At 51.2% G+C, this 24182-nt stretch carries 21 protein-coding genes; 14 read left to right on the forward strand and 7 right to left on the reverse strand.

Annotated features, from left to right (window positions below; genetic code table 11):
• The first annotated feature begins 1 nt into the window (after position 1).
• Entirely contained in the window at positions 2–1777 is a 1776-nt protein-coding gene (locus tag ACXAFR_RS05850) for an OPT family oligopeptide transporter (RefSeq protein ID WP_475173597.1), read from the forward strand.
• A gap of 77 nt (positions 1778–1854) precedes the next feature.
• Here the strand turns inward: ACXAFR_RS05850 and ACXAFR_RS05855 are convergent, their stop codons facing one another.
• The 6 genes from ACXAFR_RS05855 to ACXAFR_RS05880 all read right to left on the reverse strand — a co-directional run bounded on the left by ACXAFR_RS05855 (position 1855) and on the right by ACXAFR_RS05880 (position 8687).
• Positions 1855–2205 carry an EthD domain-containing protein gene (locus tag ACXAFR_RS05855; protein WP_475173602.1) on the reverse strand — a complete coding sequence of 117 codons (351 nt, stop codon included), beginning with the start codon at positions 2203–2205 and terminating at the stop codon, positions 1855–1857.
• Between the two features lie 234 nt (positions 2206–2439).
• Positions 2440–2979 carry a PepSY domain-containing protein gene (locus ACXAFR_RS05860; protein ID WP_475173605.1) on the reverse strand — a complete coding sequence of 180 codons (540 nt, stop codon included), beginning with the start codon at positions 2977–2979 and terminating at the stop codon, positions 2440–2442.
• A gap of 216 nt (positions 2980–3195) precedes the next feature.
• A complete protein-coding gene (locus ACXAFR_RS05865; protein WP_475173607.1) occupies positions 3196–3861 on the reverse strand; it encodes a pentapeptide repeat-containing protein in 666 nt (221 codons plus the stop codon).
• Positions 3862–3925: 64 nt separating this feature from the next.
• Complete coding sequence (locus tag ACXAFR_RS05870) at positions 3926–5764, reverse strand: methanol/ethanol family PQQ-dependent dehydrogenase (RefSeq protein WP_475173609.1); 1839 nt, start codon at positions 5762–5764, stop codon at positions 3926–3928.
• 316 nt (positions 5765–6080) lie between these two features.
• Positions 6081–6548 carry a TlpA family protein disulfide reductase gene (locus tag ACXAFR_RS05875; protein WP_475173611.1) on the reverse strand — a complete coding sequence of 156 codons (468 nt, stop codon included), beginning with the start codon at positions 6546–6548 and terminating at the stop codon, positions 6081–6083.
• 12 nt (positions 6549–6560) lie between these two features.
• Positions 6561–8687 carry a TonB-dependent receptor plug domain-containing protein gene (locus ACXAFR_RS05880; RefSeq protein WP_475173614.1) on the reverse strand — a complete coding sequence of 709 codons (2127 nt, stop codon included), beginning with the start codon at positions 8685–8687 and terminating at the stop codon, positions 6561–6563.
• 552 nt (positions 8688–9239) lie between these two features.
• Between ACXAFR_RS05880 and ACXAFR_RS05885 the strand changes: the two genes are divergently transcribed.
• Together ACXAFR_RS05885 and ACXAFR_RS05890 are read left to right on the forward strand one after the other, a co-directional pair.
• Positions 9240–10667, forward strand: coding sequence for a glycoside hydrolase (locus ACXAFR_RS05885; protein ID WP_475173617.1), 1428 nt, complete (start codon positions 9240–9242; stop codon positions 10665–10667).
• A 78-nt stretch (positions 10668–10745) separates the two neighbouring features.
• Positions 10746–11213 carry a GNAT family N-acetyltransferase gene (locus tag ACXAFR_RS05890; RefSeq protein ID WP_475173621.1) on the forward strand — a complete coding sequence of 156 codons (468 nt, stop codon included), beginning with the start codon at positions 10746–10748 and terminating at the stop codon, positions 11211–11213.
• 23 nt (positions 11214–11236) lie between these two features.
• Here the strand turns inward: ACXAFR_RS05890 and ACXAFR_RS05895 are convergent, their stop codons facing one another.
• Positions 11237–12133 (reverse strand): LysR family transcriptional regulator, encoded by an 897-nt coding sequence (locus ACXAFR_RS05895; RefSeq protein WP_475173624.1) that lies wholly within the window; start codon positions 12131–12133, stop codon positions 11237–11239.
• Between the two features lie 423 nt (positions 12134–12556).
• Here ACXAFR_RS05895 and ACXAFR_RS05900 point away from each other — a divergent pair, with 423 nt between their 5' ends.
• The 11 genes from ACXAFR_RS05900 (at position 12557) to ACXAFR_RS05950 (ending at position 24178) form a co-directional block, all read left to right on the forward strand.
• On the forward strand, positions 12557–14794 hold the full coding sequence (locus tag ACXAFR_RS05900) for a FepA family TonB-dependent siderophore receptor (protein WP_475173628.1): 2238 nt from the start codon (positions 12557–12559) through the stop codon (positions 14792–14794).
• A 72-nt stretch (positions 14795–14866) separates the two neighbouring features.
• Positions 14867–15667 carry a DUF3450 family protein gene (locus ACXAFR_RS05905; protein WP_475173630.1) on the forward strand — a complete coding sequence of 267 codons (801 nt, stop codon included), beginning with the start codon at positions 14867–14869 and terminating at the stop codon, positions 15665–15667.
• The gene (locus tag ACXAFR_RS05910) at positions 15657–17003 is read left to right on the forward strand and encodes a MotA/TolQ/ExbB proton channel family protein (protein WP_475173633.1); all 1347 of its coding nucleotides are present in this window, start codon (positions 15657–15659) and stop codon (positions 17001–17003) included. Before ACXAFR_RS05905 ends, ACXAFR_RS05910 begins: the two co-directional genes overlap by 11 nt.
• The gene (locus ACXAFR_RS05915) at positions 17000–17410 is read left to right on the forward strand and encodes a MotA/TolQ/ExbB proton channel family protein (RefSeq protein ID WP_475173636.1); all 411 of its coding nucleotides are present in this window, start codon (positions 17000–17002) and stop codon (positions 17408–17410) included. The genes ACXAFR_RS05910 and ACXAFR_RS05915 overlap by 4 nt, the downstream gene beginning before the upstream one ends.
• Positions 17403–17813 carry an ExbD/TolR family protein gene (locus ACXAFR_RS05920; RefSeq protein WP_475173640.1) on the forward strand — a complete coding sequence of 137 codons (411 nt, stop codon included), beginning with the start codon at positions 17403–17405 and terminating at the stop codon, positions 17811–17813. Before ACXAFR_RS05915 ends, ACXAFR_RS05920 begins: the two co-directional genes overlap by 8 nt.
• Positions 17814–17824: 11 nt before the next feature.
• On the forward strand, positions 17825–18445 hold the full coding sequence (locus ACXAFR_RS05925) for an energy transducer TonB (RefSeq protein ID WP_475173644.1): 621 nt from the start codon (positions 17825–17827) through the stop codon (positions 18443–18445).
• 17 nt (positions 18446–18462) lie between these two features.
• Positions 18463–19842 (forward strand): tetratricopeptide repeat protein, encoded by a 1380-nt coding sequence (locus ACXAFR_RS05930; RefSeq protein WP_475173649.1) that lies wholly within the window; start codon positions 18463–18465, stop codon positions 19840–19842.
• 277 nt (positions 19843–20119) lie between these two features.
• On the forward strand, positions 20120–20443 hold the full coding sequence (locus tag ACXAFR_RS05935; RefSeq protein WP_475173655.1) for a hypothetical protein: 324 nt from the start codon (positions 20120–20122) through the stop codon (positions 20441–20443).
• Entirely contained in the window at positions 20440–22224 is a 1785-nt protein-coding gene (locus ACXAFR_RS05940) for a PepSY-associated TM helix domain-containing protein (RefSeq protein ID WP_475173657.1), read from the forward strand. The genes ACXAFR_RS05935 and ACXAFR_RS05940 overlap by 4 nt, the downstream gene beginning before the upstream one ends.
• The gene (locus tag ACXAFR_RS05945) at positions 22221–22550 is read left to right on the forward strand and encodes a DUF3325 domain-containing protein (protein ID WP_475173659.1); all 330 of its coding nucleotides are present in this window, start codon (positions 22221–22223) and stop codon (positions 22548–22550) included. Before ACXAFR_RS05940 ends, ACXAFR_RS05945 begins: the two co-directional genes overlap by 4 nt.
• Before the next feature lie 431 nt (positions 22551–22981).
• Positions 22982–24178, forward strand: coding sequence for an efflux RND transporter periplasmic adaptor subunit (locus tag ACXAFR_RS05950; RefSeq protein WP_475173664.1), 1197 nt, complete (start codon positions 22982–22984; stop codon positions 24176–24178).
• The last annotated feature ends 4 nt before the right edge of the window (positions 24179–24182 follow it).

Here is a 24182-nt window from a genome sequence, read left to right on the forward strand (position 1 = left end):
GGTGTTACCCACATCGCGTTACGCCGATGAGTTAACGCTGAGAGCTTTGGTTACCGGGCTGGTTCTCGGTATTTTTCTTACGCCTTGTAACATCTATTCCGGTCTAAAAATCGGCTGGTCTTTTAACATGTCCATTTCCGCTGCGTTGCTCAGCTACGGCTTTTGGACGGTGCTGCAGCGTTTATCGATCGCCCGGCCTTGGGGATTACTTGAAAGCAATATCAATCAGACGGCGGCTTCCTCTGCGGCTTCGATTATATCCGGTGGGTTGGTGGCTCCAATTCCTGCGTTGGCTTTGGTTGCCGACATCGAGCTGCCGTTTTTGCAATTGGTTTTTTGGGTATTTAGTGTGTCGTTTCTGGGGATTTGGGTGGCTTATTTGCTCTTGAATCCTTTTCTTGTTCGGTCGAATTTACCACTGCCGGCAGGGGTGGCAACCGCTGAGGTAATGTCCGATATCTTTGCTCAAGGCAATGCTGCTTTGCAGCGCGTAAAGGCGCTTGGATTAGCGGCGGTAACGGCAGGGGTTGTGAAGCTGTGTGATAGCTATTGGTGGTCTCTGCCGAGGTTAACCCTGCCGGGGAGTTTTACCTCGGGAAGCTCGGGGCAGCCCATAACCTACAGTCTAAAAAGTCTGACCCTGATGATCGAGCCTTCTCCACTCTTGTGTGGCTTTGGGGCGATTATTGGTACACGCATTGGACTCAGCTTATTGTTTGGAGCGCTCTTGGCGTGGGCCGGGATCGCGCCGTTTGTTATCGAACAGGGGTGGGTTACTGGCACAGAGCTCAAACCGGACGTCAATTGGTTTGCGCCTTTGGTTGAATGGTTGTTGTGGCCTGGAGTTGCCTTAATGGTAACGGCATCGATAACATCCTTTGCTCTGTTATTTGTACCGCGTCGTCCTGATCGAACGGCCCAAACTGTCTCGTTAAGCGCCGGTGAGTCTTCTTCGGCATCTCATTATCCGATAACAGCGAGCGTTTATCTGGGGCTAATTGCCGCCAGCATTCTGGTTGTTGTGATGCAGGTGTGGTTGTTTAACACATCGTATCTGATTGCTTTTGCGACGGTTCCTATGGCGCTGTTGATGGCGGTTGTTGCAGGGCGGATCGTCGGTGAGACGGGCATTCCTCCGATTGGCGCGATTGGCCAGACGGCTCAATTGGGATTGGGCATAGCGGCGCCGGGGAATTTAGTGGCGAATTTGACGTCTGCAAATGTTGCTGGTGGTGCGGCAGGGCAGTGTGCTGACCTGTTAAACGACTTTAAGACCGGAAGAGTTATTGGGGCCAATCCTGCGGCTCAAGTCGTGGCTCAGTGCTTTGGTGTCGCTGCGGGAAGTTTGGTGGGGAGTATGGTCTATCTCGCGTTGATACCCGATCCTCAGACGATGTTGGCAACACCGGAGTGGCCCGCGCCAGCCGTAGTCACCTGGCAGGCCGTTGCCGTAGCGATGCAACAGGGGGTATCGGCGATTACTATGTCGGCACAGATCGCCATGTTGATTGCCGCAATGGCGGGCATTGGTCTGGCTTTAACAGAAGCGTTTTTGCCGGAAAAGCGCCACTGGATTCCCAGTGCGCCAGCGCTAGGATTGGCGTTTGTGATTCCAGCATCGATCTCGATCACTATGTGTTTGGGAACGCTGATCGCCTTTGCCTTACAACGCTATGCCTTGAGCTGGGCGCAAAAATTTCTTATTGCGGTTGCCTCTGGCCTCGTCGCAGGAGAAAGCATTAGCGGAGTCGCCAGTGCAATCCTGCAAATGCGTTAAATTTTCCTTGGCTTTGTGCCGTTACGGTATATTGCGAATGTAATTGTGAGGAAAATTAGGCGCGCAGTGGTATGTACTCATTCGCCGCCTACCACCGTGACTTCTTCCGTTATAAAAAAAACCGTTCGTTCCATGTCGGCAAAGCGGGCTTCGTCAGGCTGGATGTTGGCGAGATAATCTGGATCGCTGAAAAATGCCTGCTGGTCTGCAATAGACTCGAACCAGAGTTCCGCTGTGCCATCAAAGGCGACGGGCAATTGCGGGTTTGTAGCATCTTTTAGCGTGTGGCATTGCACGTATTTTTTTACGTAACGTTGCGTGGCAGGATTTGTTCGAACCAATTCGGCATGCTGATTGCGCCAGTGATCGTGGAATTGTTGAGAAGATAGGTCGGCACGTTTATGAATGGCGACGATGAGTTTAATCATAACAGTCTTAGCCTTGTACATCTAAAGAAGCAAAGTAGTGCATTACTCTTACACCCTGTTAAATAATCTCTGACCTCAGGGATCCTCTAAACAGAGTGATTTTGGGGGGCTGGCAAGGAAGGGCGGCGCCCAGTGAAAAAGGCATTTGCTGGAATGTGTGGCTGAGCAAGCTGCGCCCAGACGCCGCCAGAATTCTAAAGGTGCCTTATGAGAGAGATCCTATTGAGAAACACGCTACAGTTGTTCGTCGGGTTCTTCACCAATTTCCCACTGTTCAACATGGACCTCAATAATGTCGCCACTGGCGGCATCGACTTCGACTTTAAATTCAGTACCATTTTCATCGACGACGTCAATTTCGTAAGACGCATCTCCGTTGGATTCGAGTTCGTATTCCAGTTCTTCAATGTCGCCTGGGTACAACGCCAAAACGCTTGCTTTGGCGTCATCCTCGGTAATTTTCATCCCTTTTTTGAAGCGAGGATCCTCCGCTGATTCGGCTTCTTTTTCAATTTCGTAGATATTGCCGTGTCGAGCATCGCACATAAATTCCCACTCTTGCCCGGACTTGTCTTTCAGTTCAAGCTCGTAAGAGGCCATGCCTTCTGCGGAAGGATTTAGAAATTCGACTTTGATGAAATCTCCAGGTGCAATTTTTTGAGCGGCTTTCAAACAAGGTTCCAGTTGGTAACTGTCTTTTCCTGCCTGTGCGATAGCTGAGGCTAACACGAGGGCTGCGGCAAGGGTGAAAGTGGCTGTCCGTCGCTTATACATATTATTGACTCCTGAAATGACTGCAGTGAGAGGGAATTATCACGTGCAGCACTTCTGGGAACAACCGGAAAGCCAGCCAATAAGGAATGGCGCGCCAGTAAACGATGTTGCGCTACTTTATATAAAGATTTCTTGTAGTTACCGGGGTAACGACGGCGCGTTAGCAGGCTGTAGCTTTTCGTTTTCGGAGCAGAGGCCACGCAGTATAGTCAATCATCACCAATCAAACGGGCACTCGTGGCAGCCTTCCATAAAGGTTCCCTGAAAGGTCGCGTAGTGGATTCTTACGCCATGAAAGTTGGCGTTGTGCAGGTTGGCACTGTTCAGTTTTGCTTCTTGCAGATTGGCGTTGGTGAGATTGGCGTTGGTCAGGTCAACTTTATTCATCCATGCCCGTTCCATATGGGCGCCGCGCAGCATGCTGTCGACAAATTTAGCGCCGGAAAGTCGAGCCTGGTCGAAATCTGCACCTTGAAGATTCGCGCCGCTGAAGTCCACACCCTGACCAAACAAGGCCCAGGCATCCACCGATTCGAGATTCGCATTTTGCAGTGATGAGCTGCGTAGGTCCGCGTGTTTTAAATTGGCTGAGGCTAAATCTGCTCCTTTGAAGGAGCAGTTTTTGAAGGTCGCATAGCTGAGGTTTGTATGACGCAGATCGGCATTTGAAAAGTCTGCCCCGGTGAATTTCGCACCACTGAGATCGACATTTTTTAAATCCGCCCCGCTTAGATCGACATTCTCGCACACCGTCTGGGGTTTTATTTCGCAACCATCAATAACCGGATTGGCGTCTTCAAAAGGGGGAATATCGGCAAGACAGACGTGTGACTGTAGGTTTAACGTGACCGCGAGAGTCGCCGTGAAAAGAAGCGCTTTCATAGGAAGTCTACTCCGGGGTAAAAAACACCGGGCACGATGATTGTGCCCGGATTCCATGCGGAGATTAATGTTTGGGAAGTTTAAAGACCCAGAAGGAACCGCCCTGAGGAACGGGCTTGGTCAATTGTGCGAGGTCGCCGCCCCATAAAGGTACGGCTCCACCGTAACCGGAGGCGAAACCAATGTATTGCTCGCCGTCCATTTCCCAAGTAATGGGGCAGGAGACAATTCCAGATCCCGTTTGAAACTTCCACAATTCTTCGCCGGTTTTTTCATCAAAGGCCTTGATAAAACCGTCCCCGGTCCCGGTAAAAATCAAACCGCCTTTGGTTGCGAGAACACCCGCCCAGAGGGGCAGCTTTTCCTTGTGGCTCCATTTGATTTCTCCTGATTGTGGATCGACCGCGCGAAGTACTCCGACGTGATCGTCATACAGTGTTTTAATCCGGAATCCCTGACCAAGATAGGCGTTGCCTTTGGTGTAGGTCACTTCTTCTGTCCAGTAGTCTTCTTTCCAGTGGTTTGCGCCCATGTAAAACCAGCCGGTATTTTGGCTATAAGCCATGGGGTTCCAGTTTTTGCCTCCCAGGAAGGGCGGAGAGACTTCGACGGGTTTGCCTTTCTCTTCGCCGGGTTCCGGTAGAGGAGGGCGCTGCCCATCGACCTCAACGGGACGACCGGTTTTGGGATCGATATGTGTTGCCCAGCTGATGTCGTCGACAAAAGGAAATGCTTTGATGAAGTCACCGTTTTCGCGATTGACCACGTAGAAAAAACCGTTGCGATCGGCGTGGGCGGTGGCTTTTATGGTCTTACCTTTTTCCTCGTAGTCGAAAAGCACCAGTTCATTATTGCCCGAGAAATCCCAGGCGTCGTTGGGAGTATGTTGGTAGAACCATTTTACTTCGCCGGTGGTCGGGTCAACACCAACCTGGCCCGATGTGTAGAGGTTATCCCAGTTGCGCGGGTCATCACCTTTGGCCGTGCGCTTCCAGGTATTCCATGGTGCTGGGTTGCCTGCCCCAATAATGATGGTGTTGGTTTTGACATCGAAGCTGGCACTTTGCCAAGGGGCGCCGCCGCCGTGATGCCAGGCTTCGACCAGCTCTCCATTTTCATCCCGCGGCCAGGTTTTAACTTCTTCTGGCATAACGCCGCCCGTTGGCGTGCTGTCTTTGCCGTTGAGTCGACCCATATGCCCTTCAACGAAGGGGCGCATCCAGATCTCTTCACCGGTTTCTGGATCGCGAGCAAAGAGTTTGCCGACCACGCCGAATTCATCACCTGATGATCCGTGAATCAACAGTACCTTGCCGCTTTTTTGGTCTTTGACCAGAGTTGGGGCGCCGGTCATGGTGTAACCGGCTTTATAATCTTCAAAGCGCTCTTTCCAGACGACCTTACCTGTGTGCCGGTCTAGCGCCACGATGGCCGCGTCGAGAGTGCCGAAGTACACCATATCGCCATAGATGGCGGCGCCTCGGTTAATCACATCGCAGCAGGGACGAATGCCATCGGGCAAACGATGGGAATAAGACCATTTTTTCTCGCCGGTTTTAGCGTCGAATGCAAAAATCCGGGAATAGCTGGCCGTAACATAGACGGTGCCGTCGTATACCAACGCCTGGGATTCTTGTCCACGTTGTTTTTCATCTCCGAAACTCATCATCCAGGCGGGTGACAGTTTGTGAACGTTCTTTTTATTGATTTGTTTGAGCGGGCTGAAGCGTTGAGCTTCTGGTCCCATGCCGTACATCAAAACATCTTCTGGCGTTTTTGCGTCGTTTTCAATATCAGACCAAGTCACACCTTTCGCGTGACTTATCAGGCTGTTTCCTGTCAGAGCACAGGCCACTGCGGCAGTGAGTAAATAATTTTTATTAAATTTGACAAGGCGTGGCATGTCTTACCTCTCGCTAATGGGTAATTATCATGGATGCCCGGGCATTATTAGTGGCGAGAGTAAATATGAGAAACGGAGCTTTGCCCGAATATTGCCGGGTAAAATTCCCTGGAAATCGAAGAAAAATTCCCGGTGGCAAGGGCGCACTGATGTCTGAGCCAGTCGCTCAGGCACTAGCCCATTCAAGGTGATGTAATGATATTGTCTGATCGTTTATGATCATCGCAACTTTAGTATTATCCTTCGTTGTGATGAGGGGAAGGGAAGTTTTCCCGTTCGCGGTGATATTTTTTCCCTTCATGTTAATGCCCGAGCATTAACCACAATATTCGGGGAAAAGTTTTTTTATTTGGTTAATCGGAAGGTAGCCCTGGACTTTTCCAAGTGGACGACCTTCCGGATCGAAAACAACGGTCCAGGGGGTGGCTGGAATTTCTCCCAGCAGCTTTAGCAGTTCTGGTGTGGCAGAGGCCGCAGGGTAATTCACTTTGGCGCGTCGTAGCTCGTAACGTAGTTGTTCATGGTTGCCGTGAACTCCGATAGAAATCGGCTGCAGCTTGCTGGAACATTGCTGCTGCATTTCGCGAAACGCCTTCATCTGCCGAAAACACCAGGAACAGTCAGGTTCAAAAAAACTGAGCAACAGCATGCTGCCCTTGTAATGATCAAGAGATACAGGGGCGTCGTCTATTAGACTGGGTAAACTGACGGACTTTAGGTCTGCGCTGGCGGGGTAGATAAACATCACTCCCGCCAGCATGACCAACGTGCGTAACAAGGTCATCAGTTGGCGGGCTCAGAACTGATATTTTGCACCGAGATAGGCTTCTCGGCCACGCAAAGGGCCATAAATATGGGCAACGTCATAGCCGCCATCTTCGTAAAAGAGCGGTGTTTCCATGTCTTCCACCTGGGTATAGTCAGTCAGATTCGTGACACCTGCATAAACCTGCCAGTTATTTGTAATTTCTTTCGCGACGCGTACATCTAAGGTGACATAAGCATCGGCATCTTGCGACTTGGGAAAGAGGCCTGCGGCATCGAAGGTTGGGTTTTCGGGAACGCCGTATTCCGACAGGTCTCTACTTCCAACCCATGTTGCGGAAGCATAGACATCCCAGCCGCTAACATCCCAGTCGACACTGGCGACCAGTCTCTGTTCAACAGGAACAACACCGAAAGACTCTTTAAACTCGTCGGAATAGTCGATATTTTCTGCAGTAAACATTAAGTTAATGTTGTCCGCCACGCTCCAGGTCATAGCGATATCGGCAACGGTAACGTCGGCGTCTTCGTCACTTTGGCCTAACACCGGGATTCCCTCGTCGGATTCGCTAAGCGTCGCCAGGTTTTCGACGACAGTATGCGCGAGCGAGCCGGTGACGGACCAAAATTCGTTTTCAAAACTCAATGAATAGTTGAATGATTGGGATCTCTCCAGTTCGTCAATCTGGATATCAAAGCCAACCTCCGCATCGAGAATGCCGTGATCACTTTCAAAGAATGATAGTGGTGCCCGATAGCCGCGGCCATAGGAAAAGCGAGATGTCCAGGCGTCGTTGTGGCTGAAACGCATATCCAATCGGGGCGAGAGGATATCTTCATCGATCTCAGCGCCCGACTTGCTTGGATCAACGAAGTCGGCTTCTACCTGATCAAATCTTAAGGCTAAAGAAATTTCCAGTTGGTCACTGGCAAACCAAGTGTCCTGAACATAAAGACCGGTGGTGTCATAGTCGAAGCTATCAGAGACATAGGCAGCGCTGGTGCTGTTCGTGTTGGAGCGCATTTCTTCCATGCGGGTGTCCAAGCCGATGGTTAGGGTGTGATCTTGGTTAAGCGACCAGTGAACGCGTGCGTCGCCATAATTCATCTTATCTTCTGCGCTATACAGAAACCCTTCGTAGAAAGAATCCTGTTCATGCTCGTTGTGAGACATACTAAGTTGTACGTTAAGGTCGGCACTAAATTCATGCAGCCAGCTGAGATAGGATTCGGTACGAGTCGTGTCAATCCACTCGGTGGTTTCCCAGGGACGACCGATATAATCTTCTCGGACATCGTCATTCATGAACAAACTACTGGATTCAAAATCTGGGTTGCTGGCGTAATCCGATTTGACTGAACCAATACTGGCATTGGTGGGGCCGCCAAAAATCTCCGACTCTGTACGATTTAAGCGGACTCTCACATTGTCGCTGTTACCAATATCCTGAGACAGGTACAGTGTTATAGATTGGTTTTCCAGCTCTGGGTTCTCGCTGACACCGTTGTCGTCGCCATCAAACTGATCTCGATTGTTGTATTGACCAATTGCGGTTAGGCGTGTGCGGCCTTCATTCGCCAGAGCCGTGCCGACAATGCTGGCATTACGGTAACCGTCTTCACCGCCGGCGACATCGATTTCGACACCGTTTTTAGTGGCTTCTTTCGTAACCAGATTGATTGTGCCACCGATGGCCTCGGGCGCAATCAATGACGCCCCAGCGCCTCGGGCGATTTCAATATTTTCAATACCGGCAGAGGCGGCTGCATCCAGGCCGTAGAAGCCCGAGAGCATGGTGTAGGTGGGTATCCCATCGACCAAAATGGTTGTATGTTCACCGCGCATTCCATTCAGCATGACGCGCTTTACGCCACACATTGAGCATTCGTTGTTTACGCGTACACCTGGCGACGCTGCGATGGCTTCGGTCAAATTGACCGCGTTCTTTTGTTCGATGGTCATGCTCGAAATGACTTCTGTTTTTTGAATCACATCTTTGAGCATACCGGCTTGATACAACCGCTCTCTAAGGCCTCGAACAATGACTTCTTCTGTGGCACCACTTTCATTGTTTTCAACTGAAGTTTCTTCGGATTGTGCCCAAGTTACCAGCGATACTGGTATCAGCGTGAGGCCAATTAAAAGATTTTTTTTCATGACTACATCCTAAAATAACGGAGTGTTATTTGATCGACGGAATAAAGATTGAAAGAAATTAAAAAGGAAGGTTTTAGTAGAATTTCCGCAGCAGGTTACCGCTTCCTTACATCGAATATGAATTTAACCTGAATGCGTAAATATAAACGATAATCTCTATCAATAAAATATTAGCGATTGATGTTATGCTAATTTTGATGCCAATAAGATGTTTTAATGGATACGCTGTTGATGCAAGACAATTGCTTTTTGATTTGCCAATCATGTGGTGGCTCTATGGACAGTGATTGTTGGCTCTACTCATCCATTGGAGCAAGTGAATAATCGGCGCGGTCAACCCTATGCAGTGGATATGTTGCATTGAGTTTTGTATCGATGAATTTACTGCGTGTTTGATAGACCGTGTATTATTGCAGCTTACTCATTAGTGAGTTGGCGCTTACTTTTATTGGCTGTTGATAAAGCAGGATAGATTTTTTTGAAAAACTCAATGCAGAATAAATTTTGTGCAGAGTTTGAGGCTGTAGTTTGAAAATTCGAAGGCGATCGCTTTTGTCGGCGGCGGTATTCAGTGGTTTCGTTGCAGGCAGATCGAGCCCTGATCCTGAACGCTGGCAACACCGGTTAATCATCGATACCGAGCAGCGGTTCCAAACCATTGATGGCTGGGGTACCTGCCTGGTGTCCTGGAAGCGGGATATGCAGCAGCTGTATCTCACCGATGAATTTACCGAGCTCTATCTGGAAACCATGGGCAGCAACATGCTGCGCATAAATCTTTGGGGCGGGGTTCATTCGACGCCCGTCGCCAATCCGGATGACATTCGGGCCGAGGACTTTGATTTTACGGTCCACCGGGGGCGAGCACAGATTTTTATTGATGTCGGGCAGCGCTTGCTCGCGCGCAACCCTGACATGAAATTTATCGCCAGCGTCTGGAGTCCGCCCGCGTGGATGAAGTTTAATAACAGTCTGGTCGATACTCAGCCAGACCGTGTGCTGTCGACCTCTACGGACTATGTGGGGCGGGGCAATCGGCCCATCGAAAATCGAGTGCGTCCGGAATATTTTCCTCACTTTGCCGCTTGGGTGGTGGAGATGGTTCGCTATCACGCAGAGCGCGGTATTCACCTGGATGCAATCAGCCCTGCCAATGAACCCAGTTTTTCCCAGACGTTTGAATCCTGCGTTTGGTTGCCTGAAGAGCTGGCGATCATTATTCCCATGATTCGCCAGCGACTCGACGCAGCAGGCTTTGCATCGGTAAAAATTCTAACGCCGGAAACCATGACCGGCCTTAATCATAAAGAGGGGAATCCTGGCTATATTCGTCGGTTGCAACAATCGGATGTTGTCGGCGATGTCGATATTTGGGCAACCCACGGTTATACCGACGGTATTCACAGTGATGTGTCATCTGGCAGCAGTGCACAATTTCGTGAATTGCTTGGACCGACCGATAAACCTTATTGGGTGACCGAAGGTGGAACCGGTGGTCACGATTGGCCGGAGCCCCTCATGGGTGTCGGCGCTGCCTTGCATAATTCATTGGTGTATGGCGGTGCCAGCGCGGTACTGCCCTGGCAAATCAGCAGTCTTACCGAGCGTAATCAGCACAATCTTTTAGTGGGAACCCGTCTGGGTAAAAAAGCTCAGGTGGTGCGTCACTTTTGGACATTTGTTCGGCCGGGTGATCAGCGAGTTCATGCTGAGCCGTCGGCAATGGGACCGGGCCGCCGTATTGTCAGCAGTGGATTTATCAATCCGCAAACCCAGCGTTTATCTCTTATCCTGATTAACCCAACGGCGACACCGCGAGAGATTCATTTTTCCATTTCTGGAGGGGAGTACACCAAACTGTATCCGGTTGTGACGGACAGTCGTCGAGACTACACGTCGCTAGCGCCTGTTTCCGTTAGCGATGGGCAAGGGCGACTAACGCTTTCTCCGTTAAGCATTACCACCCTGGTGAGCGATTAATCTTTTTTGTTTGTTAGAAATGGGTGAACCTGGAGGTCTCTACGTGATTATGGATTTCAATAAGAGGCCGATGACCGCGTGATACAATTCATTCCTCTCGAATCTCTCGCGCCTGAGTTCTACGCAGATTTGCACAATGACGTTCGAGTGCGGCGACATATGCCATTGGCTGAAGGCGCTTGGACTCATGCCGATGCGGAAGCCTGGATTGAGGAGAAAGTTCGACAGCGAGCTGTTAATGGTGTTGGCGTCGAAGCCATTGTGGTTGATGGTCAACCGGCCGGTTGGGGTGGTGTTCAAGTTGATGGAGACGATTTCGATTTGGCCCTGGTATTGGCGCCACGTTTTTGGGGTAGGGGACTGTCGATTGCTAAACAGATGTTGCAGCAAGCTGTGTCAACCGGCGGTATCTCTCAATTGGTGATATTGCTGCCGGTGAGTCGCCGCGCTCATCGAGCTATGGCAAGTTTAGGTTGCGTCTATGATGGCATTGTTCAACATTCCAACAGAGATTTTCATCGCTATCGCTTCATCATCAACAATTAGCAGTTGTGTGATCAGCGAATCACCTACGCGATCGCCTCTACGGATTCGCTGATACCAAGAACGTCTCTAACGGATTCGAGCGCATATTCGGCCGCTTGGCTCAGTGGCCATTCTGACCGATGAATGCACCAGAGTGGGAAGCTAATCGGTGTGTCGGCGTCAATGACCCGCAGTTTTCTTTGTTCGTGATAGGTCTGGCGCGCGAACTGTGGAATTACAGTGCAGCCCAACCCTCTGGCAACTGGCTCTAAAATTAAACTAATTTGATTCACAAAACCGGCACTGCGTAATTGGCTGTAGCGGAATTCTCCCGGATACATGCGGCTGAGCAAGCGATTGGCCATGGCTTTGCCGTCTGGGTGGTCAATGAATCCCAATTGGCACAGCGATTCCCAATCCAAGACTTCGATACTGGCGGGAACCACCAGTTCCAGAGGCTCCCGGCAAAACAGCTGACTGCTGATGCGGGCATCGTCGGGTCGTGTGCCGACAAAGCCAATGTCGAAATGGTTGTTGCGCACGCCATCGAGAATGTCGTCATCTGGCGCGAAACGGCAGGTGATTTGGAGTGCTGGATGCTGTTGTTGCAAGTCCAGCAGAATTGGGTAGATCCTCAGCCCCAAGCTTCCGGGACAGATGACGCGCACGGCTGCATTGCCGGGGTCTTTATCGGCCAGGCGCTGCTGCAGTCGCTGCTCCGCGGAGACGACCTCACCAATATAATTGAGGAGTGCGGCGCCTGCGGGTGTCAGGTCAAACATACCTGCTTCGCGTATCAGCAGCTTGCCATATTCTTTCTCCAGCTTTTTGATGTGCAGGCTGACGGCAGCTTGCGTTATCCCCAGGTAATCCGCTGTGCGGGTAAAGTTCTTCAGCTCAAAGAGCTTCTGAAACGTAAGTAACCACTGAAAGTTTGCCATAACAAAAGTTTATAGATCCGATAACCACAACTGTCTGTTTCCGCGCAGACAGGTCATTTACTATAACTGGAAATGGTAATGATTGCTATTTAGGAGTTTGGCATATATCTGCCTTTTCCTGATCGGTCGTGTGGACAAGGAGCGTTCTCAAGTCCTTTTGCACCCTAAAGATAGGTTCCTGCGATAGCCCGAGCTTTGCGTGAGAGCTCGGATTCATACCGTCAGTCAGTGATCAGCCCTCCAGAAAGGTCGACGCCGGCACCCCCCAAGCAGCATTTCGATAACAAATGACGACTGCAGTGCACGACGTCATATTTCATGGTTTTGAGTAATTTCGATGTGAGCATCATGTCGGTGATTACCTGTGCCTAAACCTTGGTGGATCAAGCTGTTAACAGCATAAGTAAGAAAGTGGAAACGAAAATGAAAGTGTATGCAAAACAGGCGCTGGCAGTCGCAATCTTCGGACTGGTGGCTCAGGCAGCATTTGCTCAGAATGACGATGTCATCAGTCAAGAAGACGATCTGGATGTGCTGGATACAACGGTAGTAAAAACTGCGGAAGAAGAGCTGAAGCAGGCTCAAGGTGTATCCATTGTTACCGAAGAAGACCTCAAACGTCGCCCTGTCACCAACGATATATCAGAGATTGTACGCACCATGCCGGGTATTAATCTCACCGGCAACACAAACTCAGGCCAATACGGCAATAAGCGCCAAATTGATGTGCGTGGCATGGGGCCAGAAAATACCCTGATTCTTATCGACGGCAAGCCAGTGCTCTCCCGTAACTCCGTCAAAATGGGGCGTTCCGGTGAGCGTGATACCCGTGGCGACAGCAACTGGGTGCCTGCCGAAGCCATCGAAAGTATCGAGGTTATTCGTGGTCCCGCCGCGGCGCGCTACGGCTCTGGAGCGTCCGGTGGCGTTATTAACATTATTACCAAAAAGCCGGAATCTGCATCGGCGACCATTTCGGTACAAACTGAGATACCGGAAAACTCGGACGAAGGCTCGAACAAGCGCGCGAACCTGGTGTTGAGTGGTCCGCTGACGGAACGTTTTTCCCAGCGCACGATCCTCAATTACAACAAGCTTGAAGGCGATGACCCGGATTTGAACCGGGATTACACCCCGGAAGATGAAAGCGTGGGTGCCGGTAGAGAGGGGGTCGTCAATGAAGACTTCCGCACTTTGTTGCGTTACGACATGGACGAGCGCAATACCTTAGAGGCGGAATTCAGCTACAGCCGTCAGGGCAATATCTACAGCGGAAGCAATCTGCGTCAGGGTGTCGACCATGAGTTGACTAACTCGTATATCGGGGAAGAAACCAGTGTTATGCGTCGCTCGACGGCGTCATTGACGCACCGTGGCAATTACGATTTCGGCGATTCTTTCAGTTACGTTCAGTGGGAACAGACGAAAAACACCCGGCTGTCAGAAGGTCTGGCCGGCGGTGGCGAGGGCGTCATCAATACCGAAGACAGCGAGATGAATACCATCGAGCTGCTCAATGTGACGGCCAAGTCCGAGTGGAATATTCCCTTGCAATGGTTCAGTAAAGATCAAACCTTGACTGCGGGTGCTGAGTACCGAGGGGAATGGCAGGACGACGAATCCTCCAACCAGTCGAGCATTAACCTTGCCGATGGCATTGAGCTGCCGGATACCACGCTGGATCCTGATGCTCGCGATTCGGAAATGGATGCCAGTTTGGTAGCGTTGTATTTCGAGGACAATATTCTGTTGACGGAGAGCGTCACACTGACGCCAGGGGTTCGTTTTGATCAGCACAGCGAAGCTGGCTTTAATGTTTCTCCGAGTCTCAATACTTCCTGGCAGGCAACCGACGAATTGACGTTTCAATTGGGTTTGAGCCGCGCCTTTAAAGCGCCAAACCTCTATCAACTCAACCCCAACTATGTTTATACCACCCGGGGTAATGGCTGTCCAGTGAACTACCCCAGTTTAGGCAGTGGGTGTTCGGTCATTGGTAATGAAGATCTGGAACATGAAACCTCTTTCAACAAAGAGGTGGGTTTTAACTACAAAACCGATCTTGGTTTCAATGCGGGGTTAACCTATTTCCACAACGATTATCACAACAAAATTTTTGCAGGCAACGAGAATGTTCTCTACGCCTACGACGGTGGTTCCGGCGGATTGGTGCAGATCTTCCAATGGGAAAATGCTGATAAAGCTGTGGTCGAAGGGCTTGAAGGCAACCTGCTGATCCCATTTGGCGACAACGTGGAATGGTCGACCAATGCCACAGTCATGCTGGAGTCGGAAAATAAGGATACCGGAGAGCCTCTCTCATTGGTTCCAGATTACACCATTAACAGTATGCTGTCTTGGCAAGTCAACGATATCTGGGAGTTGAACCTAAGTGGACAGCACTATGGTGAGACAGAAAGTGCGACAACCTCCGTCGCAACCGGAGATGTGATTGAAGATCCCGAGCCGCGTAAACCCTACACCATTATGAATTTCAGTACGGTGTTGAGTTTCAATAACGGTATCGATTTAGACTTCTCCGTTAAAAACCTGTTGGATAAAGGTGTTTTCCGCGAGGGAACTCAAACATCTTCAGCGGGCGCAAATACCTACAACGAGCCGGGACGCAGTTTCTTAATTTCGGCCAGTTATACCTTTTAATGCAGTAACAACAATGTCGTTTGGGGTTGGCGGTCTGTGCACGGATCGCTGATTCCCTGGGGAGATGACAGTATGAAGATAAGGCAAGCCGCCAGCGTGGGGCTGGTATTGCTGTGGGGAAGTGGTCTTGCCATGGCTGCGGATTCCGTAACGGGCAGTATTGATGAGCTGACGGGAAAGTGGTTGCAGCTTGAGCGTCAGGAGGCCAATCTCATCAATGACTGGGCGATTCAAAAGCCCGCACTTGAGCAGCGAGTGGCTTTGCTGAGTGTTGAAAAAAAGCAACTGCAAGGCATATTGAAAGAAAGCTCTGCTGCCCGTGGTGATGTTGAAGCCCGGCGCAAGACACTGTTGGAGCAACAGGGTCAGCTGGAGTCGCAACAGCAAACCACGTTGCGAGCATTGGATCGGATGAGCCAGGAAGTCGATGCGCTTTACGATACGCTGCCGGATCCAGTACGTGATCAGTGGGATGAAGAAACAGAGGCTGCAGGAGAGGTCGATGATGCCTCGAGTCGACTGCAATTACTGCTGGCACGTCTATCGATTGCGCAACGGTTTAATACGCAGTTGACCGTCAATGAGACCTTAGTTGCCGCGGAAGATGGCAGTGAGTATCTGGTCAAGCAATTGTATCTGGGACTGTGTTGCGCCTGGTTCACAAGTGAATCCGGCGACTATAAAGGTGTTGGACGTGTCGTCGACGGGCGCTGGCAGTGGCTGAAGGACAGCAGCGTTGACACGGCCAGTGTGCTGCAGGCGATCTCCATCTATCAAAAACAGGCGCAACCTTCGTTGATCCCTCTGCCTGTGAATCTGCAAACAACTCTGTCTACGGCATCAACCGATGCGGGAGATTCTCATGGTGAATAAGACAATGAGAATATTTGCCGTCGCCTGCCTGTGGTTACCACTCGTTGCATTTGCCGATATCGAAGCGTCGATGCTCGACAACATCAGCGACGCAAAAAAGCGTTTGCAGACGACAGAGACCCGTATTACCCAGGAGCGTTTGACCCTGGGAGGAAGCTTGCGGTCCCTCGAGCAAGAAGTGCTAAAACTTCGTGATCAGACGGCGACCGCCAGACGACAAATGGATGAGCGTACGCTGAGCCTCAGTCAACTGGAAGAGCGGTTAAAATCCTGGCAGGACCAGGATGCCTATCAAAAGAATCTGCTCAACCGCTTTTTGCAGAGCAACCACGTTGACGCCCAATTAATTCAATCGGATCAATTGGCGGAAAAGGCGAGCGCCGCCGTTGCCATTGCCAAAGAACTCTATCAATCGACGTCACCGCAATGGACCAATGAGTCTGTGGTTCTCGACGGTGGTCGCCTCGCCGATGCCCATACACTGAGATTGGGTCCGGTGGTTTGGTATATGACGAACGACAATGCGCAGGCAGGCTTTGCGCAACAGAAGGTAGACTTTTTGGAGTCGACGTCCACCTTTGATGCGGATCGCCAAGCATCCTTGCAGTCCCTCAATCAACAGGGGGCTGGCAGTGTTTTATTGGATCCTTCGTTGGGGGGAGCCTCTGTACGTGCTGAAGCGTCAGAGTCCATTGTGGAGCATGTTCACAAAGGGGGGTTCTGGGTCATTCCGATTTTGGTGTTCGGTGGTTTGGCGACATTGATTGCCTTGCTCAAAGCCATACAACTGGTGCGCCTGCCGTCCGTGGTGGCCGTGCCGTCGCGACGCATGCTCTCTGCAGACTCGGCATTGATCGAGAAGTTTAAGGGAATGCAGGCTGAGCTCTATAAGATTTCTGCCGCCGGAGAGCAGGGGCAGGCTCTGGATGACGCACTGTTCGTTCAACTTCACAACAATAAGCACCGCCTTGAACATTGGCTTGGCGTCATCGCGGTTACCGCCGCTGTGGCACCTCTGTTGGGTTTGTTAGGTACCGTCAGCGGTATGATCGAAACCTTTCAGATGATGACCGCCTTCGGTTCCAGTGACCCGGAAGTCGTCTCGGGCGGTATCGCTAAAGCCTTGGTAACGACCGAGCTTGGCTTGGTGGTCGCCATCCCGGCACTGATCATTCACGCGCTTTTGTCTCGCTACGCAAGACGTTATTACGATGCGCTGGAAAGCTTCGCCATTGTCATCAGTAGTGAGGGCGAGGCGGACAAGCGTCATGACGTATCATCGTCGACAGAAGGGGACGATGTTGGTGGCTCGCTACCGCAGGGAGCCGGCGCATGAATGCACTCAATCAACTGGCAGGCAATTGGATTTGCTGGGTTATGATTGTCATTGCCTGGGTCGGCTACCAGCAGATTTTTATGCTCTACAACCGCAGACAGCTCTTGGGCGTCTCAGCGGCGGATAAGGAAGCACGATTGGAGCGCCAGCGTGTGCTCCCTACGGTGTTGATTGCTTCACTGCCACTGCTTGGGTTGTTGGGAACCATCTCCGGTCTGCAATTCAGCTTTCGTAATATGATGACCTCTGGTGTTGACAGTCAGCTGGTAAGTGGCGGCATCGCCGACGCGCTGCTGACCACGCAATTGGGGTTGATATTGGCCATACCCGGTTGGTTGGCGCTCATGGCGGTGGGGCGCCAGAGACCACAGGTGGCCATGGCGTCAGAGGAGTCTGCTCATGGCTAGCCGACTCAGACAACGATTGGAGACGCAACAAGCCAGCGGCATCGATATGTCTCCTCTGCTGGATGTCGTGTTTATTCTGCTGATCTTTTTTATTGTATCGACGGTGTTTGTCAAAGAGACCGGCGTTGAAGTCGATAAACCCCAGGCAATTTCTGCACGCAAGTTGGATCAGATGTCGATTCTTATTGCCATCACTCGCGCAGGTGAGGTGATGTACGACGGCAGTAATATTGGTGTTGCCGGTGTGCGTCCGATGGTTGAGCAGTTGTTGCAAAAAAATGAGCGGCCCGTGGTCATTCAGTCCGACGCCGCGGTGACGACCTCGCTATTGGTTGAGGTCATTGATCAAGCGAAGATGGCCGGTGCGGCTGACGTCAATATTGCCACCCGCAAGAATCCCTGAGTGATGCTGTCATGGTAAGTCAATTTCGAGCATCCATATTCAGTAGCCTGCTGTTGGCGTCCGCACTGGGTATTCTCTGGTTAGGGTATTATTTCCAATCGCTGGTCGATGATACGGTCGAGGTCCGCAAGATTGATATTGCTGTCACGCCGCCACCGCCACCGCCGCCCCCACAGCAACAAGCCGAATCAGAGGCGGACATCGATATGCAAATCGCCGGGCGGGGGGCCGAAATGGTGATCGCCGATTTGCAACCTCAGCCGGATATTTCCGTTGCGCCTCCCGATGTGCCGAGTGTTACTCAGCAGAAGGTTGACTGGGAGGCTCCCAAGGTTGATCTCGATGCGTATGCTCTGTCGGAACTCGATGGCAAGCCAACCTTGCTTACCCCTGTAAAAATGCGTTTTCCTCGCCGTTTAAAAGAGCGGGGCATTAAAAAAGTGGTCGTCAAACTGGATGTCATGATTGACGAAAAGGGCGATGTGACCTTGCTGAATATTGTTGATAATCCCTATCAGGAATTGATAGGAGAGATACAGCGCTTCGTTCGAGCCAGTCGCTTTTCTTCACCCTTCAAAGGCAGTGAAGCGGTTAAAGCCAGGTTTATTTGGCCGGTTGTCATCGAGGCGTAACGATGGATAGTCTTTTTATGAAAACTTTGCCCTTAAAACGATACGTGTCGGGAGTGGTCATCTCCATGACGCTTTGGTTCTCAGCGAATGTGCACGCAGAGCTAAAACTTGTTGTTGAAGAGCCGGATTGGCAAGTTCTGTTGAGAAAGCCGGAACGGGGGGGGGAGCGGGACGATCATATTTCTCGCGAAGAGTCCCGTTTCCTGTTAACGGTGCGAGAGGATTTGACGGCGGGTCGTTATGACGTTGCTGCCAAGGCCTTTGCTGAGCAGGATATGACGGAAGCTTCCACGGCGTTTCGTGAGCTCTACGGTCAGATTCTCGTCAACCTGAAGCGATTTGATGATGCTGAGAAGGTGTTAACTCAAGTTATTGCTGATGCGCCCGACTTTGCTGCGGCCCATCGTACATTGAGCGTTGCCTATCTGATGCAATCGCAGTTTAAAAATGCTCGCGAATCGTTGATTCACTGCGCCAGCCTAGGTTTGCAAGACGATCAAATCTACGGACAACTGGGTTACGCCAACTTGCAGGAGGGATATCCCGTATCGGCGATCAGCGCCTACCAGAATGCACTTATGTTGGCTCCGGAAAACACTCAGTGGGCAAGAGGGTTGTTGTATGCTCTGGTTGAGGCTGATGCCTTTGACCAGGCGTCGGCTCTGCTGGAGGAAATGCTGCAGGACAATTCCGATGATGCGGATTTGTGGATTCAACGAGGGCGCATTGCGCTTCGACAGGATCAAAATGTTAAAGCGCTCGCCAGTGTGGAGACTGCGTTGGCGTTGGGGCAGGATAATCTCGATAATCTGATTACCGCCGCTCGCTTGCATGCCGCCCATGGCAGTGCGGCGAGAGCAACGGCGTTGATTGAAGATAATATGTCACGCTTTTTGAGTGCCGACGATGAAGACGCATTCAATGCATTGCTGACCGTCGCCCGCTATCTTGAGTACAAAGGTGATTGGTCTCATCTGGATGCGTTGACGACCTCGGCAACAGGCAGCAAGGTAAGATTATCTTCTGAGCGCAAAGCCAAATTGCTTACCTTACAGGCGAAAGTGGCGGCCTCGCGAGATCGCACAACCAAGGCCATTCAGTTGCTGACTGAAGCGGTCAAGTTGGCGCCAGCCGAGGGCGAAGGCTTGCTTACTCTGGCAAATCTCTACGAAAAAACCAAAAAATATGAGCGTGCTACGGTGTACTATCTGCGCGCGGCGGCGCTACCTGATTACAAAGAGAGAGCGCAGCTCGGACAGGCTCAAGTCGCGGTTAACCAGCAGCGTTACGATGATGCTCTGACCTTGTTACGTACGGTTTATCGCAGTAATCCTGCGCGTACCGATTTACTGGGTAATATCCAGTCCTTAGAGAAAATACTACAAAATACCATTTAGTGGTGCTTTATTGATCGGCCACTGTGATGTTTTCGTCAGGCGTGGAGCCTAGGAGGTAAGCGCTGACAGACGTCTGCTGTCGCCCAGTGAATCGCTTTTAGTGTGATTATCATTGTTGGCCGCAGGTTGGGTTGGGGAACCTCGTCAGATGCCTGTCAGAGTTATTGCTTACTGTATCAACGGAGTAAAACAATACTGCGTGTCGATGTGTCTTGATTGTCAATAAACAATAGGTTTTGACGACGGGACGCTGTCTGCTCACTAAGGAGAGTTCAACGTGAGATCTAAAGCAGCGACAAAGAAAATTCCGAAAGGCGTCTATCCAACCTGGCCGGATGTTATGTGGGTCACACTGCGGGTTTTGCTCGCGGGTGTTGGGGGGTATTTTTTCGCCATGGCGACCGCCTCGGGCTCGGCAGATTTGCTCGGCCTGGTTGAAGACGATCGCCGCCGCTATATCAATATGATGTTTTTCCTGTTTTACACCGCCTATGTCATGTGGGTGTTTGCCATTCAATCCCATCGGCGTGCGTTGCTTCAATGCGGTGTCGCTTTGGCAGTTATTTGGGCGGCGTTCCGTCTCTTGGGAGGTGCACAGTGAAAGCAGGATTTCGCGATGCCATGACCTGGCTGCATACCTGGGGAGGCCTGGTGACCGGTTGGTTACTGGTGGCTGTTTTTGTCACTGGTACGACGGCATTTTTCCGCCAGGAAATTACCTACTGGATGGAGCCAGAATTACACGCTGCCCATCCCGCCGAAAATCCAGCACAGGTGGCGCTAGACTATCTGCAAGTCAATGCACCCCAAGCGGCTCGCTGGGATGTCACGCTGCCCTCTGATCGCTCGCCGGTAACTGAAGTCCGCTGGGCCATGCCGGGGCAGGAGCGTCAACGGGGTGGTCCTGGCGCGACCCTGGATCCGGCGACCGGTGATGAGTTGACACCGAGAGAAACTGCCGGTGGCAACTTTCTCTACCGATTTCACTTTGAACTCTATGGCATGCCGAGGATCACGGGGCGCGCGATTATCGGCATTGTCTCTATGGTGATGTTGATCGCGCTGGTTACGGCCGTCGTCATTCACAAAAAGATTTTTACCGACTTTTTTACGTTTCGGCGTAGTAAGGCGCAACGGGGTTGGCTGGATGCCCACGTCATTACCGGTGTTTTTGCGTTGCCGTTCCATATCATGATTACGTTTTCCGGATTGATCCTATTGGCGGGAACGCTGGTGTTTTGGAATAACGAAGGGCGAGGTCATGGTGGTCCGCCGCCGGGTGCCGCACAAGGACAAAACCCGGCGGCGATGATGGCGCAGCAGGGTGGGCAGCGTCCTGGCGCAAGGTCTGAAACTATGCCTGACGCCGCACGTGGTGAACAACCGCCCGCTGGGGGGCGTGAAGGTCGCGGCAATGCTGACCAGGCGCGTTCCGGCCGAGGTGAATTCGGTGGCGCACGTCCCGCAAGTGGTGAAGCACAATCGCCACGCAGCGCTTTTGAGCGTGCTGATGAAAATGAAGTGTCGCAAGAGGTAACGCGGGTGCCTTTGCCGCCGATCGTGGCAATGATCAAATCGTTACAAGCTCAGAACGGTCAAGTCATTACGCGCTTTACCATAAACAATCCTCAGCAGCCATCAATGACGGTGGAAATGAGCCCTGCAACTCGACTTAGCCTTAGCTCCGGACGGGGTGGGGGCTCTCGCCTAACCTATGATGCGCAGGGGAATCTGCAGGAGCAGACTGACGCCAAGCCGTCTGAATTTTCCATCGCGGGTGTAAATTCTTACCTCGATCTTGCTCATCAGGCTCGTTTTGCCAGCCCGCTGGTACGCTGGCTGTATTTTATTGCTGGCGTTTGTGGAACGTTAATGGTCATTACCGGGTTGCTTTTCTGGACCGCTAAGCGAGCCAAGAAACAAACGGGTCTGGTCGGTTACGAATTGGTCAGCGGGCTGAATTTGGCTTCGACTGCCAGTTTATTGTGTGCGTTAGCAACCTATTTTTGGGCCAATCGCTTGTTACCCGCAGAGCTTATTCAGCGCGAGCTGTGGGAAGTCCGAGTGTTTCTTATCGTCTGGGCTGTCATGGCTGCGTCGGCGATTTTCGTACGCCATGGGCCGGGATGGAAATGGCAATTGGGGGTAACGTCTTTCTTATTTTTGACACTGCCAATTGTGGATAGCGTGACGTCCAGTGCCGGCCTATGGTTCTCTCTCAGTAAAGGCGATTGGGTTCGTATTGGCTTTGATCTGATGGCTGTTTTGTGCGGAAGCATTTTACTTGCGATCGTTCTGTACTTGCAGCGTCGCATGCCCGTCAACCGCAAAGCGCCGGTAAAAGCGGCGTCGGGTTCAGCTGGATTGGCGAGGGAAGCATGATTCTATTGTCTTTTGTACTCAGTTTTTTCGCATTTGCACACTTGGCGATGGTGACAAAAAGGCACTCTTCGGATTGTTTGGGGCGGGCATCATCAATCGCTCAAAGGCGTCTTTTGCATGCTATCGCTTGGCCTTTAATGTGGTTATCAACCTTGCCATGCACTCAGTTATGGGGCATGGAGATCGGACTAACCGTTTGGTTTGGCGTCATTACCATTAGCAGCCTTTTTGTCGCCGCCTGGGTCAGTCTTTCGGTCGCCAGTTTTCGTCGGTTTTGGCAGGCCGTCTGTCCTGGAGGTTGGCTCTTGCGATTCGTCTCAGCGTAATTCTTTTACGTTAGCTATCTATAAAATGCGGCATTTATGCCGCATTTTTTATGGGTGTCATTCTTGAAAATCAATCAATATTATCGTGAATAACTCTGGCCAAAAGATGTCGTTGCCGAAAACTGTCGACAAAAAAATACACTTTACGTCGCGTGGATACGAACTGTTACAAATTGGTAGATTTTCTACGGAACTCTTTGCGCGCAACTCTGGTTCAATAGCATCTTACTCATCAGTTGGAATCAATGAATACTTTGTGTGGCAAACCGTATTCAGCAGTAGTGCTGCATAGAACCTACAGGCATGGTTTTACGGCATGTGTGCTAAACAGAGTTTTCATCAGAACTGACTCGATAGTCATTAAGTGTCAGCCGTGATCGCTTCGTCGAACGCCGCTGATAAGAGTTTATGTTAGAGAGCGGGATAGCCTCATGGAGACGCGAAGTTTTTTCCTACGCAGACGGTCTTGGGTCATTGGCTTCGGTTGCGTCATTGTTTTATTTTTACTTGTTGGCTTCTATCGTTTTGATCTTGGTCAGAAAACGCCAGAGCGCTTGTTGGAGCCCGTTGTTCGTGGCGACATTGAAAATTACATCAGCGCTACGGGAACCTTAGAGCCAAAACGTTATGTGGAAGTTGGCGCTCAAATTTCCGGGCAGATTAAAAAGATCCATGTCGAAGAGGGGCAGCAAGTAAGCGCTGGGGACTTGTTGGTTGAAATTGACGCAACGGTATTTGAAACCCAGGTACAAAACTCCGAGGCGAGTCTCGAGGGTAAGCGGGCTGATCTGGAACAACTGGAAGCGGAATTAGAACTTGCCGAATTGCGCGCAAAGCGTAACGTCAATTTGCACGCGCGCAATGCCGTCAGCGCGGATACGCTGTTAGAAAGTCAGGCAAACGTTAAAATTCTCAAGGCTCAGATCAACGGTATGGAAGCGCAGATTCGGGCAGATTCTGCTTCTCTCGCCGGCGATAAGGCCACCTTGGGGTACGCAAAAATCTATGCACCCATTGGCGGCACTGTCGTCAGCTTATCCGTTCGCGAAGGGCAAACACTTAACGATAAGCAATCGGCGCCGCTGTTGATGGAGATTGCCGATCTCAATACGCTCACTCTGCGCGCCAACGTCTCTGAAGCCGATGTGACGCGTCTGCACAAATCGATGGAGGTTTATTTTAAAACCTTTGGCGGTGGTGAGCGACGCTGGTATTCCACCGTTCGTCAGGTACTGCCAACGCCATCAGTGGTCAATGATGTTGTTCTCTATCAGGCGTTGATCGATGTTGAGAATACCGATGGTCAATTGATGGATGCCATGACAACCCAGGTTTATTTCGTGCTTGGAAGTGCTCACGATGCTCTGACCATTCCCCTGGGAGCGGTACAAGGCCGCGGGCGGCGTTCGCAAGTCGCACGAGAAACTGTCTCTGGTATTGAGATGGTGCCTGTGCAACTGGGGGTTCGCAACAGAACCCATGTTGAAGTGGTGTCTGGCCTCAGTGAGGGTGATGAAGTAGTGGTTGGTGAGCGAATTGCGGCAGCCTCTGGTGATCGACAGGAAGCCGCTAAAACGCTTGGGGGGCCACCGGGACCGCCGGGTGGTGGCCCAGGTCGCCGTTTTTGACGGG

Source organism: Pseudomaricurvus sp. ABR4_320, from assembly GCF_056159445.1.

Bases quoted from the DNA above. Each gene is read 5' to 3' on its own strand.
- ACXAFR_RS05855 (WP_475173602.1), bottom strand. From the start codon at position 2,205: ATGATTAAACTCATCGTCGCCATTCATAAACGTGCCGACCTATCTTCT.
- ACXAFR_RS05860 (WP_475173605.1), bottom strand. From the start codon at position 2,979: ATGTATAAGCGACGGACAGCCACTTTCACCCTTGCCGCAGCCCTCGTG.
- ACXAFR_RS05865 (WP_475173607.1), bottom strand. From the start codon at position 3,861: ATGAAAGCGCTTCTTTTCACGGCGACTCTCGCGGTCACGTTAAACCTA.
- ACXAFR_RS05870 (WP_475173609.1), bottom strand. From the start codon at position 5,764: ATGCCACGCCTTGTCAAATTTAATAAAAATTATTTACTCACTGCCGCA.
- ACXAFR_RS05875 (WP_475173611.1), bottom strand. From the start codon at position 6,548: ATGACCTTGTTACGCACGTTGGTCATGCTGGCGGGAGTGATGTTTATC.
- ACXAFR_RS05880 (WP_475173614.1), bottom strand. From the start codon at position 8,687: ATGAAAAAAAATCTTTTAATTGGCCTCACGCTGATACCAGTATCGCTG.
- ACXAFR_RS05895 (WP_475173624.1), bottom strand. From the start codon at position 12,133: ATGGCAAACTTTCAGTGGTTACTTACGTTTCAGAAGCTCTTTGAGCTG.
- ACXAFR_RS05900 (WP_475173628.1), top strand. From the start codon at position 12,557: ATGAAAGTGTATGCAAAACAGGCGCTGGCAGTCGCAATCTTCGGACTG.
- ACXAFR_RS05905 (WP_475173630.1), top strand. From the start codon at position 14,867: ATGAAGATAAGGCAAGCCGCCAGCGTGGGGCTGGTATTGCTGTGGGGA.
- ACXAFR_RS05910 (WP_475173633.1), top strand. From the start codon at position 15,657: ATGGTGAATAAGACAATGAGAATATTTGCCGTCGCCTGCCTGTGGTTA.
- ACXAFR_RS05915 (WP_475173636.1), top strand. From the start codon at position 17,000: ATGAATGCACTCAATCAACTGGCAGGCAATTGGATTTGCTGGGTTATG.
- ACXAFR_RS05920 (WP_475173640.1), top strand. From the start codon at position 17,403: ATGGCTAGCCGACTCAGACAACGATTGGAGACGCAACAAGCCAGCGGC.
- ACXAFR_RS05925 (WP_475173644.1), top strand. From the start codon at position 17,825: ATGGTAAGTCAATTTCGAGCATCCATATTCAGTAGCCTGCTGTTGGCG.
- ACXAFR_RS05930 (WP_475173649.1), top strand. From the start codon at position 18,463: ATGAAAACTTTGCCCTTAAAACGATACGTGTCGGGAGTGGTCATCTCC.
- ACXAFR_RS05945 (WP_475173659.1), top strand. From the start codon at position 22,221: ATGATTCTATTGTCTTTTGTACTCAGTTTTTTCGCATTTGCACACTTG.
- ACXAFR_RS05950 (WP_475173664.1), top strand. From the start codon at position 22,982: ATGGAGACGCGAAGTTTTTTCCTACGCAGACGGTCTTGGGTCATTGGC.